Here is a 20,156-nt window from a genome sequence, read left to right as displayed (position 1 = left end):
GATCACGCAGAAATTAAAGCAATTCGTTATTAATTGTGAGGAAAAACAATGAACATAACATCAAGGTTTACTTACATTCAAAAGGAACAAGACTTTTTACAGAGTAGAAGTTTCCCAGTACATATTCCTAGGTATGAACCTAATCATCATCCTTTTCTTTGCATACTCTAAATCAAATAAAGAATAGAGGAGGAATCGCAAAAAATGGATTATATATACACAGATGAAGATATAAATTTAAATGATTTAAGAAGACGTATTGGTTTTGGAGGTCACTTTGGAGGTTTTGGAAGGCCTTTTGGGTTCGGGAGACGGCCTTTTGGGTTTGGAAGGCCTTTTGGGTTTGGGAGACCTTTTGGGTTTGGATTTCCTTTTTTAGGTGGTCTTGCTGCTGGAGCTTTGCTTTCAGGACCTTTTTATGGCGGCTATGGTGGGTATTATGGATATGGATATGATGGATACGGATATGATGGATATGCATATCCAGGCTATGCACCATATCCTGACCCATATTTATATTACCCTTATTGAGAAAAAAAGTAAGCGACTAATTACAAGAACGAATGGATTTGTAAAGATAATCTACTTTAAAAGCCCTTCTCACATTGAGAGGGGTTATTGTATATGTGTTAAATGTGGTTCGTAACAGGAAATATAAAACATAAATAATGTTGATATTCCTAGGTAATAATCTAAACTTCTTCCTTCCCTTTGCATACTCTAAATCAAATTGAAAAATAGGGGAGAGATTACTTGGAATGTTTGAATTAAATGGAGGTGTAAATATAGTTGAATTAAGGAGGATTACTGTAGGTGGTATTGGTCCCATTGGAGGGGTTGGACACATTGGTGGTGTTGGGCACATTGGTGGTGTTGGACATGTTGGTAGTATTGGGCATGTTGGTCCGGTTGGTAGTATTGGATATGCTGGTCCCATTGGAGATTATGTTGGTATTGGTATTAGCTATGGATTTCCTTTCGCAGGGGGACTTGCTGGTGCATTTCTTTCAGAGCCCTTTTACGGTGGAATTGGTGAATATGGATCCCCCGGATATGCTCCATATCCAGATTTTTATTCATACTACACTTATTGAGAAAAAAGTTAGTGACTTAGATCAAAACGAATGTAAATGTAAAGATATTTAAAAGCCGGGATTTTTGTTTGCATAAAGATTAGCAACGCGCCGATTCTAACTAGTTAATTGTGAAATTATACATCATAAACATTTATTTAATTATGGATAAGTTTATTAATGCTTGAAAGGCTAATACCACTGCAATAAATGAACCAATAAGAAATAAAACAGTGCCTCCGAGTGTGAACACCCTTCCTATTAAGGTGTTATTCGCCTCTTCAATCTAGGAAATATCGTTATTCATATATAATTGCCTCCGCCCTACTGAATTTAATATTAATAACTGCAAAATTCACTGTTGATAAAAATGGGGATAAATAAAATTTTGTAAGAAGATCACTTCTCTTTTTAGAGATTCGGTAATCAAATGTAAAGATTTCATATCCTGAGTTAATGTATTTATTTGTTTTTCCATTTTTTTAATTTTTCTACTTTGTTCCTTTGCTTCTTGTTCTGCTTTTTTCTCTAATAAAGCTGTTTGTTCAATTGCGAGTGCAGTAGCCCCTGTAGATACCATGTCTCCAATAGTCACCAATAGGCTTCCAATCAATGCTAATATAAAGCCTGCATTATGCTCTGATCCTGCATTGGCGGTATTTGGATTCTTAGTAGCTCCTTCTCCCTCTTCAACTTCTTCAATCTCTTCAAATTCTTGGGCCTCTTCTTGGGCCTCTACAGCAATCCCGATAACAGTGATGATATTCCCTATGTTTACAATCATTTCACCAAAAAAATCAATCTTATCCGCAGTATTAGTAGGTAAGGAATACAATATATTATTTTCATCAGGTCCTAGGTTCAAAACATCTCACCTTCTTGTTTGTGAATTTAGCTTTTCAATCAAACCCAGTGTAGTTTCAGTTAATTCCTGTTGAATAACTTTTAATATAGAAATTTCATTCATAATATCAGCTTCTTTTATTTCTGCGGGTGTTACACTTTTAATTCTTAGTATTAAACTGTTTAGACAAATTAATATATCTTTAAATGCTTTGATCAATAATCCATGTTCCTCTTCTAAAATATACGGAGGAGAAATTGTCTCAAGAGATTGTATACTGCTTTGACTAACACTTATTGCATTTTTTATATCCAAACAGTATTGTTGATAATTAGAAATAGTTCCATTTGAATAAATAGGATAAATCATATTAGAAATATATACTAAGTTCCCTCCAACTAAATGGAGAGTTTGACCGTATTGCTTGAAATTTTTTCTCATACGAATACCTCCTGGATTTACCGAAAAACTTTGGGCTGTTTGCTTAGATAATGTATGTAGAAGGAAATAAAAAGGTTCATTTGAAAAGATTATAATCAAAAAATAAAAGGTCTGATTTTTTTACTAATAATGATGAAATAAGGCTTTTTGACATGATATTAAAACACTTAGCTGTCTTTGATACAGCCGGTATACTGGCATTATAAAGACAGAGAAAGACTCCTTAGTTTACAAGTTAATATGCATATCACGAATTATGGTGACTGGGCATCCAAAGGGGTTAACGTATATCATTAATGAAATAACATTCAATCGAATAATACAAGAATGCCCCTCTCGATAAGAGACGGGCATTTTTGTATGGCGTATTATTGGGGATAGTCAATAATACTTATCTCCATTCATTTTCTAATTAACCTAAATTCCCCCATGATTGAGGAGAATGGGACAGTGATGAATACAAAAGGATTATTAAAAGTGTATTTACTTCATTTACTTTTTTTTATAAAAAATGGAGCCCCACTCGATTCGAAAAGCGCTTTTATTAATCCATAACGATTACACTAATGATATCACTGAAGAATATACTCAAAGTTAAGGAGATGGGGATTTTTTAAAGGTTTAATCTATTGCCATATCCGATGCCCTTCTTCCGAAGCCAATGCATCTGCTTTGGTAACATGAACAGTGCCAAATGGATGGTTAGGAGGCGCATATATCGAATAAAGTTTTAGAGGAATGTTACCTGTATTGGTTACATTATGCCATGTGCCAGCAGGTATCATTATTGCAAAATCATCATGGACGTTTCGTACAAAGTTTAAATTATCCTGTCTATTCCCCATTTGAACAACACCTTGACCTTGCTCAATACGCAAAAATTGGTCAACATTAGGGTGAATTTCTAAACCAATATCTTCACCAACTTTAAGACTCATCAGTGTAACTTGCAAATGTTTTCCTGTCCAAATAGCAGTACGATAGGTAGTGTTTTGTTTCGAAGCCTCGTTGATATTTACTACAAATGGTTTTGGTCCATAATCATTTGCCTCATTATGATTTCTTCCGTTTGATGTTTGTAAAAAACCCAATTGATTAGCATTATTAACAAGCCAATAATCAGGATTTCTTAAATGGTTATACATAGGTACATTAACATAATAAGGATTTTGATATTCATAGGGATGGATATAAGGAACATAATACATTTTTCTCAATCCTTCAGTTTTTAAAATTATCTTATGCACTTGTTGAGTAAATGTACTCTTAACAGAGCTACAAATAAAAAAACCATCTCCATAAAAAGGGATCGATGGTTTTATTCCGAGGGTTATTGAAAATGTATTCCTTCAATTAATTTTTATTTATCGCAAAAATGTATGCCTAGGATATATTCATAAAAAAAAGCCGTCCAATGAGACGAACAAGAGTAATATATCATGATTAATCGGGCATTTATCGGTCGTTTTTCGGGCGTTAGCTATATTTTTTCTAACAAATTTTAAATGTCATTATAAAAAAATAGACACGTTCTTATTTTTTAATAATGATGATATGATATCCACTTTCAACACCCTTTTTTCCCTACAAATTCGACAAAAGAAGATGATTTCCTGCAAAAAGGCACCCCGAAAGAAAGTATTAAAAAACGCCTACCCAACGGGGTAGTCGCTTAGGATATATATTCAATAAAAGACGGAATGCGGAGCAAACCATCCTTAAGTATAATTTCTGAATTTCACTCTACATTAATTTTTAATAGGGAGAGTGCTCATTCATTTCTTAAAATTGTTCATATAATAGGTATACAGGGATACTTGTCCAAAATAAGGCGACCTTAAAAAGTAACTTAAAGTATAGCAAAAAAGGAGTGATATTTTTATGCATAATCACGATGATTGTTGTATGAAGAAAAAACGATGCAATCATGACCAGCATGATGATGGTTGCATGAAGAAAAAACGATGCGACAATCACCAGCATGATGATGGTTGCATGAAGAAAAAACGATGCGACCATGACCAGCATGATGATGGTTGCATGAAGAAAAAACGATGCGACCATGACCAGCATGATGATGGTTGTATGAGGAAAAAACGATGCGACAATCACCAGCATGATGATGGTTGCATGAAGAAAAAACGATGCGATCATGACCAGCATGATGATGGTTGCATGAAGAAAAAACGATGCGATCATGACCAGCATGATGATGGTTGTATGAAGAAAAAACGATGCGATTATGTCAATCATGATGATAGTAACTGTAAATTAGAACATATTCAATTCCAACTTCAACAACAGCAACAAAAACAAGAGCAACTTCTAGCTCAACTTCAAGCCCAGGCACAACTTCAGGCTCAACTTCTAGCTCAACTTCAGGTCCAGGCTCAAAATGATACCGATACTATTTCAAACGTAGGTAATCCAGTTGTGAATGTAAATGTGTCCTATGATACTCTCTAGTTGTATCAGTTAGTGTCATAGTGAAATTAAATGCCGGAGATACCGTAAAAGTTTTTGCTTCAAGTACAATTCCGGATGTCCTTTTGCCAAGGAAAGCAACTCGCTTTGAGTGAGCTAGATCCCCGTCTCCCTAAAGCATAAATAAAAAAGGCTTAAATATGTGGAATGTTACAGACTACCTGGAAAAGTTGGTTATAACAGGGAGTACGGTAGAGGTACCTACATTCACACCATCTACCATTCCGTTTTTTTTTGCATCTAGATTTTGGGTTTAGCCAATTAAAGAACATTAATAAAAAAATCTTGTTCAACTAACAGGTGCGTTCGTTCATTAAAAGATAAAAGGAGAGTAAATTATTTAGTACTACTTCATCAGTTAATTAAAATTTCAACTGAAAATCATATTCGAAAAACTCTTTCGTTGGAAAAATGTTAGTAGATTCTTTTATAAACGGGTTATTCCATTAGCCAGACACTCACACAAGTACTCCCAACATCGCCTACGGCATCAAAACCAATATAAACTAGTCTTGAAATGATCCAAATCTAATACTTTGCAGGGATGTTGGCAGCTTCATGCCAAAGTCTACCTTATTTAACGCATTCAGCAATTTCTTAAAAAGGGCTGAGTTGACTTCTCCTCCCATCCATTCCCTCCGTCATACACATGCAGTGCTCCAGCTTGAAGCTGGAGCGGATATGAAATATGTTCAGAAAAGACAGCGTTGCTATAACTTCTGATGTTTACGCACATATAAGCAAAAAACTCGAAAAGAAAACGTAGACAAGTTTGAGGAATACACCAAGGAAATCATTAATTAAATTTTTTTGTTGAATTTGGTGGGCAAATATCAATTTCATTTATATAACTTAGATTTGCCCACCAAATAATCCCCCCACCAGAGGTGCCAAGGTTTGAGATGCAAACAGCTAATGCCATCATTATTCAACCTGTGAAAGAGTCCAAAAATCCAAAAAGTGTCCGGCTATTAAAACAACTACTTCTTTCTTAAAACAAATTATTAAAAACAATAAACGTAAAGCTGTAGCCCAATTCTTTCATGTGGATAATTCTCTAGAAAACTCTTTAAAACAAGCGAATTTTGTAGCCCATTGGGTTCCAAATGTATTTATTAATCTAGTAGGGTCATTCTACGAAAAAGCTGAAACTATACAGGAATTCTGGAAGATTATTTAGCAATGTAATATTCCACTAACAAAAGAGCCTTCACTAGGGAACAAAAAATAGCAATCGACACCAAACAAGGAATTTGCTATGAAGGTTAAGAATGGAGTTAAAATGTATAAAGGACAGTTTGCTTATTTTAATAGGATTGTTAACAAGCTTATATGAGCTTTATTCTGATGCTGAGTTTATGATCAACCTTAATTAAACATAAAAGGCCAGGAAATACAACGAGAAAGGATTTCCTAATAGACCAAGTGGTGAAGACATTGAGATTAGTTAGTTAAAAGCGTTAAAACCTATATTTTCAATCAAAGCCTTGTTAAAATACTATATTGATTTTTGAACCATCCTTCGTAGCCTAGTTTAACCAAAAGTAAATGTTTTTCAATTTACCTTTCTTATTTTCTTTATGTATTTTTATTCATATTGATTCAGAAAATATTTATTAGTTAGTTGAATTAGAACCAAGACTGTTGGACTTGTTGAAGATGTTGTTGAGCCTGTTCAAGTTGTTGCTGTGCCTGTTGATATTGTTGTGGGTTTGCATTAGCTTGAGCAGTTTGAAAAGCCCGTTGTGCTTGTTGAGCCGCAATGATAGCTTGCTGATATTGTTGTTTATGTGTCATGTTATAAGTCTCCTTCACTATTCACCATTTTTTCGAAAGTCTAAACCACTAGTCATGTTTATTATGAACAAAAATTTTGTGAATATTCATAGGCAAGGGAGTAAAGATACTGGTTATTATAATGTGATGTACAACATAAAAAAAATAACTAAAAAATAAATCATAATGCAACGACGCTTTTATCTTTTATTAAGCTGATTAGAAGAATCCTTGCGACCTAGAAAGACCCTTTCTGACAGCTAAAGATGGCGATATTATTTCTGTTTATGTAAATTATTAGCTTGAATAAAGAACCATTGCATCATTGGAGGGGTAACAATCGTTGTAACCAATAACAACAGCAAACATTTCTCGAGTGAGTAAATTGGCTTCAAAGCCAATGCAGCAATAATGAGTGCCACTTTCCCCTGGAAACCATTGCTGAACCTATACCTAATGAACTATTGCAATTAAAACCAGCCAGTTTTGCACCAGTTGACGCACCAATCAACTTTGTTAGTATCACAGCCCTTCTATACCATGTTCTTTATAATAAGCCACCCAATGCCAGACTTTTATCCCACTCGTCAACTAGAGCTTATGTAAAAGATGGTTTTAATTAGGCAGTAACTCTAGGACAAAAGGAAACGAACTTATATTTACAGAAATTACCTTTAATATATATTCTAACGAGGTGTATGGTCCTGGATATGACCTTCTTTTTCGAGTGATAAATCAATAAAGAGAACTGATGTGAAATATCAAGTTCTCTAGTAAAAAATTTTTCTATAATCTTTTTTTGTTATATGAGAAGAAATTTATTATTCTTTATTATCATTATTCTCTTGGTTATTCTTTTCTGAAATTCGTCTTTGATTGGCTTTCGTCTCAGCATTCACATGGTTTGCATCATTTCGTTTATTTTTTTTAGAACCTCTTGCATCATTACTCATACTTACTCACCTCCCGCGGCAGCTTATATATGTATGTTAGCTTACACTTGCCTCCAAATTTTATACGCCTTTTTGGAATCGTTTTGTTGTTTGCACCCTCTGTTCCTCCTGACAAACCATTAAGACGTGTAAACTATTTTAATCCTCATGAATCACCAGTCCATACTTTAATGCTGATGTCTCCATTTCGGATTTCAGATCATTTTATTCCTTCATATTTTTCATAAGTTCCATTTCTTATCCTCCTTGAAGCAAAAAAGGTCTTACAATACTCAACTACTACCGGCACAAAGTCGGCGTGTTATTCGAACTCTAAAAACTGTATAGTTTCTATGAAAAAATAGTTGATAAGTTTGTTGAGACTAAATAGATGGCCAATAAATATTGAGTGACTGCTCAATATTTATTGGCAAGGATTTTCTATCCTAGTTTTCCACTTGCCTCTACAATTTGATTAAGAAACTGTTCAACCTCTTCCTGACTTTTTCCAAGTTTACTTACAAAGCGGTTCAGTTCCTTCCCTTCTTTAAAAGCAATAAAGCTTGGGATTCCGTACACATCCAGCTTCTCTAATACCTCTGGAAAATGTTCACTATTTACCGCAATCATTTCCACTTTTTCTCTAAACGCTTCTTCCAAGTTGGGCATAAATAAATCGGTATGCTGACAGTCTGGGCAATATTCGGCATAGAATTTGGCCATAACTGGTTTTGTTGATAAAATCGCCTCTTCAAACTCTTGTTTTGTTTTAATCTCTTTCATTATTAAAATCCTCCCCATATTTGATTCTCATTGATAGATTGAGTTTCCACTATATAATTCACTTGCATCAAGATATTTTTCGCAATCCAGAGCAGCCATACAACCACTTCCCGCAGCCGTAATGGCTTGGCGGTATTTATGATCTTGAACATCCCCGCATGCAAATACACCCGGGATATTCGTTTCGGTTGTACCAGGATTCACCATGATATATCCCATTTCGTCCGTTTTGATTTGATTATCTAAAAATGCTGTGTTCGGTTTGTGCCCAATGGCAATGAAAACACCATCAGTTTCCAGAACTTCCTCTTTTCCTGTTTCGCTGTTTTTCACTTTCAAGCCAGTAACGTGTCGATCCCCTGCGATCACTTCTTCAGGAATGGAATTTAAGCTCCACGTAATTTTTGGATTCTTTTTGGCACGGTCTTGCATAATTTGGGAAGCGCGAAGCTCCTTTCTGCGGTGGACAACCCGAACCTTCGAAGCAAACCTCGTTAAAAAATTTGCCTCTTCCATAGCAGAATCTCCGCCCCCGACAACGATAATTTTCTTTCCTCTAAAGAAAAATCCATCGCATGTCGCACAGGTGCTTACCCCACGACCAATATTTTCTCTTTCCCCTGGAATCTCCAAAAGTTTCGCTGAAGCTCCCGTTGAAATGATTAAAGATTGCGTTTTAAGCTCCCCTATTCCTTCCACCGTTAAGGTAAAAGGGTTATTGGAAAAGTCGACTTTTTTAACCCAGCCTCTTTTAAACTTTGCTCCAAAAAACTCAGCTTGCTTTCGCATGTTCTGCATCAACTCTCGTCCCATAATCCCTTCAGGAAAACCAGGAAAATTCTCGACATCTGTTGTCAATGTCAATTGCCCCCCTGGTTCAGGCCCTTCAATGACCAAAGGACTTATGTTAGCACGTGCTAAATAGATTGCTGCGGTTAACCCAGCAGGTCCAGTTCCTAGAATAACGGCTTTATACATCGCTTACCTCCTTATCTCTTAGTCATGAATATTAATTTGCAATATTCGTGCCAATCTTTAATTCCTTGCAAAATCACAATTTTTTCAGCCTCTTATAGGTTAATCATTCCTATTTTCTATCACGTTTGAGAAAAAATTTTTCAAGACCAAGAAAACATGTAACAAAACGGTGGATTAAAAGCCAAGAAATTTATAAAGGAAAGAAACAAGAATAGTTAAAACCGCTTTATAGTTGGACCAGTTGGGAGCTGGAAGGCTATTTTTGCGAGCAGCACTATTACTATTACCAGGTAAAAGCTTTCAATGATCGCGAGAAGAAAGCGTATGAGGAATATAATAATAAGTAAAGACCCAGTCATACTCATTTACCCATTCATAAGATATGGAAAAAAGGTGGTGTGTTAGACTATGAGCCGTCTGGAAAAAAAATTATGGTCTACCCATGAGACATTTTAAATTAAGTGATTGGCGTCTAGATGAATTTGGTTTACGTAATCATCCTCATCATGTTTACCTTTACCATTATAGTCCTTACCTTTATCATGATAATCCTCATCATGTTAATCCTTACCTTTACCATGTTAATCCTTACCATGTTAATCCTTACTTTTACCATGTTAATCCTTATTATTAGACATATGAGGTAAAGCCATCTTTTTTTAGGTGGCTTTTTATTATGATTAGTTGTAGATCCGCATTTTCTCCATTAAATTCAGAATGTGACAAAATGAAATTGTGTAGCCCGCCTCTTCTTAGGATGTAAGGACAGACCGGACCACACTTTCACTATTTAATCGATTCTAAGCAGGGGAGTATTCAACCCGCTTTTCTTTTGCAAGATATAGCCCCTCTCCGTCTAAAGGGGTGAATACCCGAAATTTTCTCAATTGCTTTCCATAAACATGGATCGTGATGGCTGGTGTATTACCTACCCCCTCCAAGATATGACAGTCTGCTGGAGGCAGTAGCTTTCCTGTATTCTGCTCGTTTACAATGATGGTATCAGTATGCTGTAACTTAACAATATTGCCCCCAGATAATTCCTCTAATCGTATATAATTAGTCACTTTAACCTTACCCGCGACAACTCCTTCTGCTCCCCATGTATCATCGTGATCATGAAGAGTGGTCTTCTGGCCGGGCTTCCAGACTAGCACGATCACTTCGAAACGATCCTCTGGGTCACAATACAACAGATGCCGCGAGTACCCTCCCTCACTGGGTCTTCTTTTCTCAGAAGGAAGCCATGATTGGGATTGAATTAATTTACCAACTAACCTTTCTGCTTCCACAACACACTCGTTATCGCTCTGACTCCGTTCCACCATAACCGTCATATCTTGAACAAAATTTTTGAAATCATATTCATTCGTGTGATCCATTTTAATTCCTCCCCAATATTCTGATGTTTTACTTTCCTGTATAGGAAAGTTGCTTGACTGCTTGTTCTAACTGTAGCAGAGCTTTTTCCATAGTAGAGCGGGGACATACGATATTCGTTCTCATAAAGCCTTCTCCCCCTGGACTGTGTGAGCTCTTGTCGTGTCCAGATCCTTCCCACCGGATTATGCGGGCTGCAAAGGATTAACATCTTAACGTAAGAATCAATCTGAGCCTCTAAATCTGCAAAATCCATCTCCCAAGTTTGAAAATTTTTTCTTAGTTATTCAAAAAAAGATTGCAATTGAAATTTGCAATCCCAGGGTATAAGTTATAAGATTCTGTCGTTCTAACCTGCAGGAAAGTCCGAGTAACGTGTTTTCCATTTTTCCGCAGCTTGGGGGCACCTGCCCTTACCTATGAACAAAGTCTATTTAAAAATTGTAATGTCCGTTCATGCCCTGTATTTTCAAAAATTTGTTGAGGTGTTCCTTCTTCAACGATTACACCTTTATCAATAAATACAACTTTATCCGCTGCTTCACGCGCAAAATTCATTTCATGTGTCACTACAACCATGGTCATTCCTTCTTTAGCAAGTTCTTTCATGACCTTAAGAACCTCACCAACTAACTCAGGATCTAACGCGGAAGTAGGTTCATCAAAAAGCAGAACTTCAGGTTCCATAGCCATCGCCCGTGCAATTCCTACACGTTGTTGTTGTCCACCGGATAGCTGGGATGGATAGTGGTTCGCCCGTTCCGATAATCCTACCTTTTTCAGCAATTGAAGAGCCTTCGTACGAGAGGCTTCCTTGTCTTGTTTACGAACATAAACAAGACCTTCCATAACATTTTCAAGCGCAGTCATATGAGGGAACAAATTGTAACCTTGGAAAACCATACCCGTTTGTTGACGGAACTTAATCACCTTATCTTTTGGAACTGGTTTTTTATCCTGAAAATCCAAAGAAAACTTTCCAAGTTTGATGGTCCCTTTTGTAGGCGTTTCCAATAAATTCAGGCAGCGTAACAAGGTTGTTTTCCCTGAACCCGATGGCCCAATAATACAAACTGTATGGCCTTCCTCAATTTTTAGATCGATTCCCTTTAAAACCTCTGTTTGTCCAAATTGTTTATGCAGGTTCTTTATTTCAATCATTTATATTTCCCCCTATCAAATTAGCCCGTCACGTAACGATCGAGCCGTTTTTCCATCTGTCCTTGAGCATTCGAAAGAACGGTACTGAAAATCAAATAAATAAATCCTGCTAGACAATAGAGTACCAACGGTTCATAGGTTGTTGCGGTAATTTGCTGAGCAACTCTAAACATCTCAGTCACCGTAATGGTAGCAGCCAATGATGTATCCTTTACCAAGCTAATAAAACTGTTTGCCAAAGGCGGGACAGATACCCTTGTTGCCTGAGGGAGAATAATTCTTTTTAATGCCTGCGGATAGCTCATCCCAATAGAATACGCCGCCTCCCATTGACCTTTGGAAATGGAGAGTATGGCCGCACGAATAATCTCTGAGTTGTAGGCGCCAACACTAAGCGTAAAACCGATAATCGCAGCAGGAAGGGGGCCGATCGTAATGCCTATACTCGGAAGGCCATAGAAAATGATAAACAACTGAACAAGCAGCGGTGTTCCCCTAATCACCCATACATAAAATCTTGCAACAGCGTCTAGGAGTTTTATTCCCGAGATTCGAGCCAATGCCGTAAGTAAAGCAAGAAGGAGTCCCAGTAAAAAGGATACTAATGTCAAGGGAACCGTAAACGCAACCCCAGCTTTTAACATCGGGAAAAAGGAATTTACAATGATGTCAAAAATTTGGTCCATTCTTTCATCAGCAAACATGTAGAACCCTCCCTATTTTGAAACATCTTTTCCAAAATATTTTTTTGAAATACTTAAATATTTACCATCCTTCATCATATCGGAAAGCGCTTTATTTACGGCCTCTTCCAATTCTTTATTCCCTTTTCTCATCATGACCCCCATTTTTGCCGGATCATCAAGTTCTGCGACAGATTTAACCGGTGCATCAGGTTTTTGCTTTTTGAAATCTAGGTAGGATAGTCCGTCATTTACAACCGCATCCGCACGTTTTGAAAGTAATAAATCAATGGATTGATTAAAACCTTCTACTCCAACAATCTCAGCACCATAAGATGCTGCTATATCTTTATAGTTACTAGTTAATGTCTGAGCTGATTTTATTCCTTTCAAATCTTCAAATGATTTAATCGTATTATTGTCCTTGTGAACAATTAAGAAAGGTTTTGACATAATATACGGCACTGAAAAATCGTATTTTTTCTGGCGGTCAGGAGTAATTCCTACATTATTAGCAATAATATCGAACCGCTTTGAATCGAGTCCTGCGAACATACCGTCCCATTGGGTTTCAATGAATTCTGGTTTCACACCAAGTCTTTTTGCTACTTCCTCCGCGATTTCAATATCAAAACCGGTTAACTTCCCTGAAGAATCATGGTAGCTAAAAGGTGCAAAGGTTCCTTCTGTTCCAATTTTAATGGTCCCACTCGATTTAATTTGCTCTAGTATATCCCTGCCCTCATCTGCCTGTTTGCCTCGTTGACTTGCTGCCTGATTTTCGGCCTTTCCGCATGCAGATAATACAAGTGCTATGAGTATCGAAAAAGTGATGATGATGAAACTCTTTTTCATAAATAATTCCCCCCTCACCTGCGTTGCATAAATAGTTTCATAATCTTCAGTTTAATCATTCTTTCTGTTTGGAGCCACAAAGGTAAATACCTTATAAAAGATGGTTTTGTCCATTTGGAATTTCATCTACAATTAAATCTGTACGACAACAACAAAATTGCTCATTAAGGGACGGCTTTTCATTCAATCTTTCGAAGCCAGATATACACTGGTTTCCATAATACAGCCCTCAAATAACGGCTAATTTTTAAAGCATCGGTCATTCGGTCAAAACGTGATAATCTAGGTAACCACGGTCAAACACATACATTCATTTTTTGTCATCTACCATGATTTCAAGCTGGCCACGGTCATGTTCTTTGGCCGTTGTCATAACTGCTTTTTCAGGATAGGAAATCCTTTTTTCCATAAACACAAGACGCAGATGCAACTTCACTTCCGCCTTTGAAGACAATCGCCCAGCGCATGAAGGCTTTCGACTTCTTCTAGCTGCGCAAAAAGCAATAATTTTAGGAACGACTCCGTTGTTAATTTTGTCATATAGTAATCTAATTTCATCATTTTCACCTGTTCCTCAAATAATTGAAAATTTATTGGTGAAAACCATAATTTAAATTAATACAACACTAGTGTCCCCCTGCATTTTCAATAAAATGGATGATTTACAGATACTCAGTTTCATTACTCTTTATAATTATAATATTCTGAAAATTTTATCTATACTTTTCAAATGGACTCCACCTCCTCCTTTTCGTTATCATATTATGCAAAAGTTGTGCCAAAATAAAATCCTTGTTAATTCAACATTCCTACTATCGAACTAGTTGATAAATTCCCATTTCCGCGACGAATATAGTGATAACCCACCGATCTGTACTGTTTTTCGGTTCCCAAATCCAGAAAAAATATTTCCAAATATGCGAAATATTCCCTACGGAGACGAAAAAAGATTGCAAATAAAATTTGCAATCTTAGGTAAAGTGGATAATCTTTCAGATTGTATAGTTTAGCTTACTTGATTACCCCCGCATGACCGATACGCTAGAAGCCTCCCCGAATGCGGAAGAAAATCTTTTGACCGACCCTCGAGGATTGATACTGCACTGATTCCATCAGATTTCAGGAGCCTCCCTTTTCCTTTTTTATACATCACTTACCTCCTTGCTTCGCTAATCTCTTAAATATGAAAATTAATTTGCTATTGAATGCCAGCATTATAATTCCCTTAACCGCAATGAAATTGACAAATCCTACCGCCGTGCCGTTATTCTAATGCCATCTCGAGATCCTTCCATATATCTTCTACATCTTCAATTCCAACCGAAAAACGAACGAGTCCATCATAAAGACCTGCTTTTTCTCTTTCTTCTTTAGGGATTATCGCATGTGTCATCGAAGCTGGATGTTGAATTAATGTACCTACATCTCCTAGGGAAACTGCTAAAGTACTCAGTTTTACAGAATTCATAACTTTAACACCTGTTTCGTATCCCCCCTTCAAGACAAAAGAAATCATTGCTCCAGGACCTTTCATTTGTTTCTCCATGATATTTTTATCTTCAAAACTTGCTAGCCCTGGAAAATAAACCTTCTCTATAGCCTTATGTTTTTCCAAGCGTTCAGCCAAAATTTGTGCATTTTCTTGTGAACGGTCCATGCGAATGTGCAATGTACGTATTCCTTGAAAGAGAAGCCAGGCATCCATAGGGGCCAAATTTGCTCCCATAGTCTTCTGCACTTCTTTTCTCATCGTATCAATAATTTCCTTGCTGGAAATCACTAGTCCGCCAATTAGATATCCATGACCCGACAAATATTTCGTTGCACTGTGAACAACAATATCAATGCCGCATAGAATAGGATTTTGTAAATATGGGGACAAAAACGTATTATCAACAATAGTTAAGATACCCTTTTGCTTTGTAATCGCCGCTACACTCTTCATATCCACTAAGGAAAGCGTGGGATTAGACGGAGTTTCGAAGTAGACCACTTTCGTTCTATCTGTAATGTGTGGTTCAAGCTCTTCCCCTGTCTTAAACGGTATAAAGGTTACATCAATTCCAAATTTCTTTACCGTTTTGGATAGAAATGCGTGCGTCGCCCCATACAACGCTGTGTGTGCAACAACGTGATCTCCTGCCTGCAAAACACCCAAAAGGCAGCCAGTTATGGCAGCCATTCCAGATGAGAAAGCTAAACAACCTTCACCAAATTCCAATGCCGCTACCTTCTCTTCCAGTTCTCTTACATTTGGATTTCCCAGGCGTGAATACATAAATCCTGTATCTTCTCCTGCGAAGCGTTGTGCTCCTACTTCTGCATTATCAAAAACAAATGTTGAAGTCATATAAACAGGGGAGATGTGTGAGCCATGTCCTGGATCTTTATTTACTTTTACTAGCTTTGATGAATAGTTCATTATTATTTTGCCTCCTAATTTTAGTAATCTGAAATGCTGCAGTTTTTATTTCTTCCCATTAGTTGTATGCAAATCTTTATATGCAAAAATTATGCCAATTCTGTAAACCTTATAAAATCTACAGTTTTAATATTTAAATTCTTTATTTTTTTCATTTTTGGCAAGGTGCACTGTAAAACATAGTAATTATCGAAATTACCAATTTATCAATATTGATAATATTTTTCTAAAATTGAAAAGAATTTAGCTACCCATCTAACTTCTTGGTATTTAGTTTTGCAGACAAGTCACTGTTCCTTCTCCTGCACCACCTAAGAAAAGGAACCATGCTCAAATATCAGCATGGACCATTATTCTGTATTTTAAAAAACTACTCGCCTTTTGCATTAATGCGGGCTGCCTAATAATTTGCCGACTGCATAGATTTTTTCAAGAAGGCTCCATGCCAATGACGTCATACCTTTTATAAAGGGGGTAATTCAAAATGACGTTCCAACCTACTGTAAGATATCCATCAATTTATAAGTTTATATAAATGAAGTTTATAATGCCACTTCATTGTAAATAAGTAAGATTCTTTCGAAGCATTCATTTTGTAAATATGTTCAACTTTTTGCAAACCTGGAAACGGTTTTTTGGGGACTGGATGGCTTAAGCTTTTCCGAGATAAACTTTAAGAGAATTAGTTGTAAGTTCTTGAATGGATAATATTTCACCAAGCGCGATTTAACCGTTCCTTTTTTCTTTTGACCAGAGACTTTTCAACTACATAAAAATTCACAATACGAGGGATTCTATAAAAAGGTAGAATATTACCCCGAGGTGAATATGAAAACAAATAAACATGAAAATCCAAATAAGAACTTTTCGATTCTAATATGGAAAATAGCAATAGGTTCTACTCTGTCCTGGGAATTATCAAAACTATTGGGTTCCGACCACCCTTACTTAGCTCCACTTTCGGTCATTCTATGCCTTCAATCAACAATTGACAAAACGGTCCAACAATCCATACAACGTGTAATTGGTACCATGATTGGTATTTCCGTTACTGTACTCATTGCAAGACATATGAGTATAAATGGATGGAATTTAGGACTATTAATTCTTTTAGGATGTTATATCACACAATGGTTAAAATTTAACAAAACAGTAATTTATCAAGTCGCACTAACGATATTATTTGTCTTTGTACTTGAACACCAAACGAAACATTATGCGATAGATAGAATGACAGATACTCTAGTCGGTGTAATTATTGCAGTTTTGATACAGTTAGTTTGGTTTCGTCTGTTTTTGAAGAGAAAGCAACAAGCTCAGTAGAAATGATTTACACAAGTGACATTTTTTTATTAGTCATGTACTTCCCTGGCTTTTGCTTTTTCAGTATCAAATATGTTTTCTAATTCGGGTAAGGTAAGTCTATATAACTGTCGACTCTCAGGAGTTTTGAAATAATTCATTTTCAGGATTTATAAAAATGGTATTGATTGTATTTTTCAAACTAGTAAAACGATTTTTAAATAAAATCCACAATAGAATTAATCACTAATTTGAAAAAGTCTAAGATACCCATTCCAAATAGTAGAGATGAGTTTTTTTAAAGTGGTAGTAATCGTATTCACTGTATTTTTCATCGCAGTAAATCGATTCTTTACAAAATCCACGATCCACTTCATGACTGTAGAGAAAACATTTTTTATACTGCCCCACATGCCCTTGAATGCATTTACCATTAATTTCGCTAATGATTCCTTTAAGCATCTTATCCCAGAACATTCGCTGCATGAAATTCCAAATAAACTGAATGGAACCTGAAAAGATATTCTTGATTCCTATCCACATTTTTGAGAAATCACCGGTAAACAATCCGGAAAAAACTTGTATTAAACCCATGATGACCTTTCGTCCACCGTCTATTACACCTTTTATATTGCCGACAACTGATTTTACAATTTCTAAAATAACTTTAAACTGTGCGTCTCCCAGCCTGGATTAATCTTATAAAAATGGGCATAAAAAAAAAGCAGCAACTTTGTCCGCCTTTTTCTCCTGATTTTGTCCATGTTTTTATTAAACTAATGAGCCGATTACTTTAAGGCGTATAATCAGGGAAATACAGATTTACAAAGTTAAAAGTATCCCATCTGAAATAGAAATTAAATAATAAAAGGCTGACCAAAAATGAGGTCAGCTTTTGATATTCTTAGCAGCATGCACCATATCCATAGGCTGGGGCATATCCACCATAACCGCCACCAAAACCACCGCAGAAACTAGCTCCAACAATAATTAAGAGGATAAACAATACAACTAAAAAGGCAAATCCACCACTAAATCCACAGCCTCCGTCAAATCCATCACAACAGCCATCTCTACGACTACCTGACATACAATCACTCCTTATTTTTTTAAGGAGGAACTTAAATGGGTTAATTCATTCTATGCTCTAAATAATTTAATGACACAATTAAACAACAAAAAAGACCGAAATAAAAATCGGTCTTTCTGCTATAAATATACTGAGTAAATCATTGTACAATTTGTCCTTATCTAATTTCCAAATAAGTATAAAGGCAATAATACTTTATATAATAAAAAAGCCCTTCTCATTGATAGGGGCTTTTTGTTACAACTTATTTTACGCGCAGCTTTTGCCCAACCATGATTATATAGCTACTATCAAGTTTATTCGAGTCCTTTACCTGTATAATTGTGCTCCCATATTTTTTACCAAGAGCAGATACTGTGTCGCCTTTTACTGTGTGATAAGTCGTTTTTGAACCACTTACTACAAGTTTCTGTCCACTCTGGAGAGACTCAGCATCCACCTTTGGATTCAATGTTTGTGCAGAATCAATTATAGAAAAAACTATTAAATAGGCATTTGCGATGTTTTATGACCTGATTATGCTAAGAAGTATGTTCCGCACACAAGTTCACACATGTGAACGCGAACAATATATATCCATGTATTAATATCTCAAACCCTTGGCACCTTTAGTGTCAGGGTTTTTATCTATTCCGGGCATTCATTCTACGGAATGACTGTTGCCAATCATAGCAATAGTACAATTTCATGAATTGGTGGGCAAATGGTGGGCAAAATACACGCACATATTTTTTAGTAAATTGATATAAAATATATGTATAAATTACTAAAATAAAAACGAGAAGAGCAAAATTAATGAATATAAATATCAAGGTATACTTACATTCAAAAGAAAATAAACTCTTACAAAGTGGAGGCTTTTCTGTATTGAGTTCAGACTTTAAGAAAGCTCCTGACTGGACAGCTGCCATAGCTGCATATGAGTGGATTCAGCAGATTAAGAATAGCTTCGCTGCAAGTGATGATTTTCGTATAGATCAGGTGCTTTATAACGATGATATTGATATTACGGAGTTAGTTAAGAAGGTTAGACAAATATTTTAAAACAAAAATAACCCCTGTCATAATGATATGATCCCTAAAAGTAAACGGAAAAAGAAAGCACACTAACCCGTCTGTAGTCTACAAACGAAGGTGAAAGTTATTGACGTGTTGGATATGAAATATCCCTTTCTTGACACGTTGCTTGCCATTTAACGAGGCCTCTATCACGAATTGTACTCATCAGAAAAATCCCTCCATTATATACGAACGATAGTTCTCACAAAAAAACAAAAGCCCCTCTTGTCTATGAGAAGGGCTTTCAGAGTGTAGACAAGCCCCTTGAAAGGTGTATTTTGAATGACAAACGAGATACTGATAAGAGGTAAATTGGATAAGATAATATTTTTTTGAAAAGTGTACGTATGATACATAAAAGTCAATGCAAAAACAAAGTAAGACAACTATTAAGGTATCGACAGGGAAATGTAAAAAGTCATACATGGCTGTATAAAAAAAGCCCTCATCGAAGAGGGCTTGAATTACTTATTTGTAGTTTCTTTTATCAACATCACTATTCTTGAAATATAATAACAGTAAAATATTAACAAATATTATACCTGCTAAAGAAAAAATCCCTTGCAATAAATATCTAATATTATAAAAAGCTTCAGTTCTATCTTCTTTAGCCAATGGATATACTGATTCTAGTAGACTAGGAATTTGCAAACTTCCAATTATTATAATCAGCATTAAAATTATTACTATATATTTTTTTTTCATTTAAACTTCCACCCTTTATTTATAAGTATATACTTTTTTATAAGATACACCATAAGCTTTTTTTGCCTTGCCTGTTCCTTGTTTAGTCCAAGTAAAGGAATTCCATGGCATTTTATGTACATCATATAGCTTAGTTTTATATACAGGATATGCCGTCATTTTACACGTTTTAACTTTTTTTCCATTAT

The 20,156-nt window shown here is 35.9% G+C and carries 21 protein-coding genes and 2 pseudogenes; 4 read left to right on the top strand and 19 right to left on the bottom strand.

The features are described 5' to 3' along the window. The first annotated feature begins 204 nt into the window (after positions 1 to 204). On the top strand, positions 205 to 531 hold the full coding sequence (locus tag JNUCC41_RS17925; RefSeq protein WP_192204165.1) for a hypothetical protein: 327 nt from the start codon (positions 205 to 207) through the stop codon (positions 529 to 531). Between the two features lie 227 nt (positions 532 to 758). After that, complete coding sequence (locus JNUCC41_RS17920; protein ID WP_192204164.1) at positions 759 to 1,094, top strand: hypothetical protein; 336 nt, start codon at positions 759 to 761, stop codon at positions 1,092 to 1,094. Between the two features lie 334 nt (positions 1,095 to 1,428). Here the strand turns inward: JNUCC41_RS17920 and JNUCC41_RS17915 are convergent, their stop codons facing one another. The 15 genes and pseudogenes from JNUCC41_RS17915 to JNUCC41_RS17845 form a co-directional block, all read right to left on the bottom strand. Beyond that, complete coding sequence (locus JNUCC41_RS17915) at positions 1,429 to 1,938, bottom strand: hypothetical protein (RefSeq protein ID WP_192204163.1); 510 nt, start codon at positions 1,936 to 1,938, stop codon at positions 1,429 to 1,431. Positions 1,939 to 1,944: 6 nt separating this feature from the next. Continuing rightward, positions 1,945 to 2,358: a hypothetical protein gene (locus tag JNUCC41_RS17910; protein ID WP_192204162.1), complete on the bottom strand. Its 414-nt coding sequence runs from the start codon at positions 2,356 to 2,358 to the stop codon at positions 1,945 to 1,947. A 626-nt stretch (positions 2,359 to 2,984) separates the two neighbouring features. Next, positions 2,985 to 3,566: a cupin domain-containing protein gene (locus JNUCC41_RS17905; RefSeq protein ID WP_192204161.1), complete on the bottom strand. Its 582-nt coding sequence runs from the start codon at positions 3,564 to 3,566 to the stop codon at positions 2,985 to 2,987. Positions 3,567 to 4,140: 574 nt separating this feature from the next. Then, positions 4,141 to 4,611 carry a hypothetical protein gene (locus JNUCC41_RS17900; RefSeq protein WP_192204160.1) on the bottom strand — a complete coding sequence of 157 codons (471 nt, stop codon included), beginning with the start codon at positions 4,609 to 4,611 and terminating at the stop codon, positions 4,141 to 4,143. 1,860 nt (positions 4,612 to 6,471) lie between these two features. Beyond that, complete coding sequence (locus tag JNUCC41_RS17890) at positions 6,472 to 6,639, bottom strand: hypothetical protein (RefSeq protein ID WP_192204159.1); 168 nt, start codon at positions 6,637 to 6,639, stop codon at positions 6,472 to 6,474. Between the two features lie 800 nt (positions 6,640 to 7,439). After that, positions 7,440 to 7,571, bottom strand: a complete 132-nt coding sequence (locus tag JNUCC41_RS27100; protein WP_286182144.1) for a hypothetical protein — start codon at positions 7,569 to 7,571, stop codon at positions 7,440 to 7,442. 420 nt (positions 7,572 to 7,991) lie between these two features. Further along, entirely contained in the window at positions 7,992 to 8,333 is a 342-nt protein-coding gene (locus tag JNUCC41_RS17885; protein ID WP_192204158.1) for a thioredoxin family protein, read from the bottom strand. A 27-nt stretch (positions 8,334 to 8,360) separates the two neighbouring features. Continuing rightward, the gene (gene trxB / locus JNUCC41_RS17880; protein WP_192204157.1) at positions 8,361 to 9,311 is read right to left on the bottom strand and encodes a thioredoxin-disulfide reductase; all 951 of its coding nucleotides are present in this window, start codon (positions 9,309 to 9,311) and stop codon (positions 8,361 to 8,363) included. Positions 9,312 to 10,111: 800 nt separating this feature from the next. Continuing rightward, entirely contained in the window at positions 10,112 to 10,693 is a 582-nt protein-coding gene (locus JNUCC41_RS17875; RefSeq protein ID WP_192204156.1) for a cysteine dioxygenase family protein, read from the bottom strand. 155 nt (positions 10,694 to 10,848) lie between these two features. Beyond that, positions 10,849 to 10,947 (bottom strand): annotated as a pseudogene (locus JNUCC41_RS17870) (aminotransferase class I/II-fold pyridoxal phosphate-dependent enzyme); the annotation flags it as partial. A gap of 161 nt (positions 10,948 to 11,108) precedes the next feature. Continuing rightward, positions 11,109 to 11,852 (bottom strand): amino acid ABC transporter ATP-binding protein, encoded by a 744-nt coding sequence (locus tag JNUCC41_RS17865; protein ID WP_192204155.1) that lies wholly within the window; start codon positions 11,850 to 11,852, stop codon positions 11,109 to 11,111. Between the two features lie 20 nt (positions 11,853 to 11,872). Beyond that, positions 11,873 to 12,556, bottom strand: coding sequence for an amino acid ABC transporter permease (locus JNUCC41_RS17860; protein WP_228467358.1), 684 nt, complete (start codon positions 12,554 to 12,556; stop codon positions 11,873 to 11,875). A 12-nt stretch (positions 12,557 to 12,568) separates the two neighbouring features. Continuing rightward, entirely contained in the window at positions 12,569 to 13,390 is an 822-nt protein-coding gene (locus tag JNUCC41_RS17855; RefSeq protein WP_192204154.1) for an amino acid ABC transporter substrate-binding protein, read from the bottom strand. Positions 13,391 to 13,703: 313 nt separating this feature from the next. Next, positions 13,704 to 13,984 (bottom strand): annotated as a pseudogene (locus JNUCC41_RS17850) (DUF4372 domain-containing protein); the annotation flags it as partial. A 670-nt stretch (positions 13,985 to 14,654) separates the two neighbouring features. Continuing rightward, a complete protein-coding gene (locus JNUCC41_RS17845; RefSeq protein WP_192204153.1) occupies positions 14,655 to 15,812 on the bottom strand; it encodes a trans-sulfuration enzyme family protein in 1,158 nt (385 codons plus the stop codon). Positions 15,813 to 16,640: 828 nt separating this feature from the next. Here JNUCC41_RS17845 and JNUCC41_RS17840 point away from each other — a divergent pair. Then, positions 16,641 to 17,135, top strand: a complete 495-nt coding sequence (locus tag JNUCC41_RS17840) for an FUSC family protein (protein ID WP_192204152.1) — start codon at positions 16,641 to 16,643, stop codon at positions 17,133 to 17,135. Positions 17,136 to 17,164: 29 nt separating this feature from the next. Here the strand turns inward: JNUCC41_RS17840 and JNUCC41_RS17835 are convergent, their stop codons facing one another. The 3 genes from JNUCC41_RS17835 to JNUCC41_RS17825 all read right to left on the bottom strand — a co-directional run bounded on the left by JNUCC41_RS17835 (position 17,165) and on the right by JNUCC41_RS17825 (position 18,204). Next, complete coding sequence (locus tag JNUCC41_RS17835) at positions 17,165 to 17,275, bottom strand: hypothetical protein (RefSeq protein WP_192204151.1); 111 nt, start codon at positions 17,273 to 17,275, stop codon at positions 17,165 to 17,167. 100 nt (positions 17,276 to 17,375) lie between these two features. Next, positions 17,376 to 17,708 (bottom strand): phage tail protein, encoded by a 333-nt coding sequence (locus JNUCC41_RS17830; protein ID WP_192204150.1) that lies wholly within the window; start codon positions 17,706 to 17,708, stop codon positions 17,376 to 17,378. A 310-nt stretch (positions 17,709 to 18,018) separates the two neighbouring features. Then, positions 18,019 to 18,204, bottom strand: a complete 186-nt coding sequence (locus tag JNUCC41_RS17825; RefSeq protein ID WP_192204149.1) for a YjcZ family sporulation protein — start codon at positions 18,202 to 18,204, stop codon at positions 18,019 to 18,021. Positions 18,205 to 18,999: 795 nt separating this feature from the next. Between JNUCC41_RS17825 and JNUCC41_RS17815 the strand changes: the two genes are divergently transcribed. Beyond that, positions 19,000 to 19,248, top strand: a complete 249-nt coding sequence (locus JNUCC41_RS17815; protein WP_192204148.1) for a hypothetical protein — start codon at positions 19,000 to 19,002, stop codon at positions 19,246 to 19,248. Between the two features lie 483 nt (positions 19,249 to 19,731). On the opposite strand, the gene JNUCC41_RS17810 is transcribed toward JNUCC41_RS17815, so the two are convergent. Beyond that, entirely contained in the window at positions 19,732 to 19,968 is a 237-nt protein-coding gene (locus JNUCC41_RS17810) for a hypothetical protein (protein WP_192204147.1), read from the bottom strand. Positions 19,969 to 20,156 lie beyond the last annotated feature (188 nt).

The organism is Brevibacillus sp. JNUCC-41, assembly GCF_014844095.1.
GTDB classification, from domain to species: Bacteria; Bacillota; Bacilli; order Bacillales; family DSM-1321; genus Peribacillus; species Peribacillus aracenensis.
The sequence above is the reverse complement of the archived record's forward strand: the minus strand, read 5'-3'. Positions and strand labels throughout refer to the sequence as shown.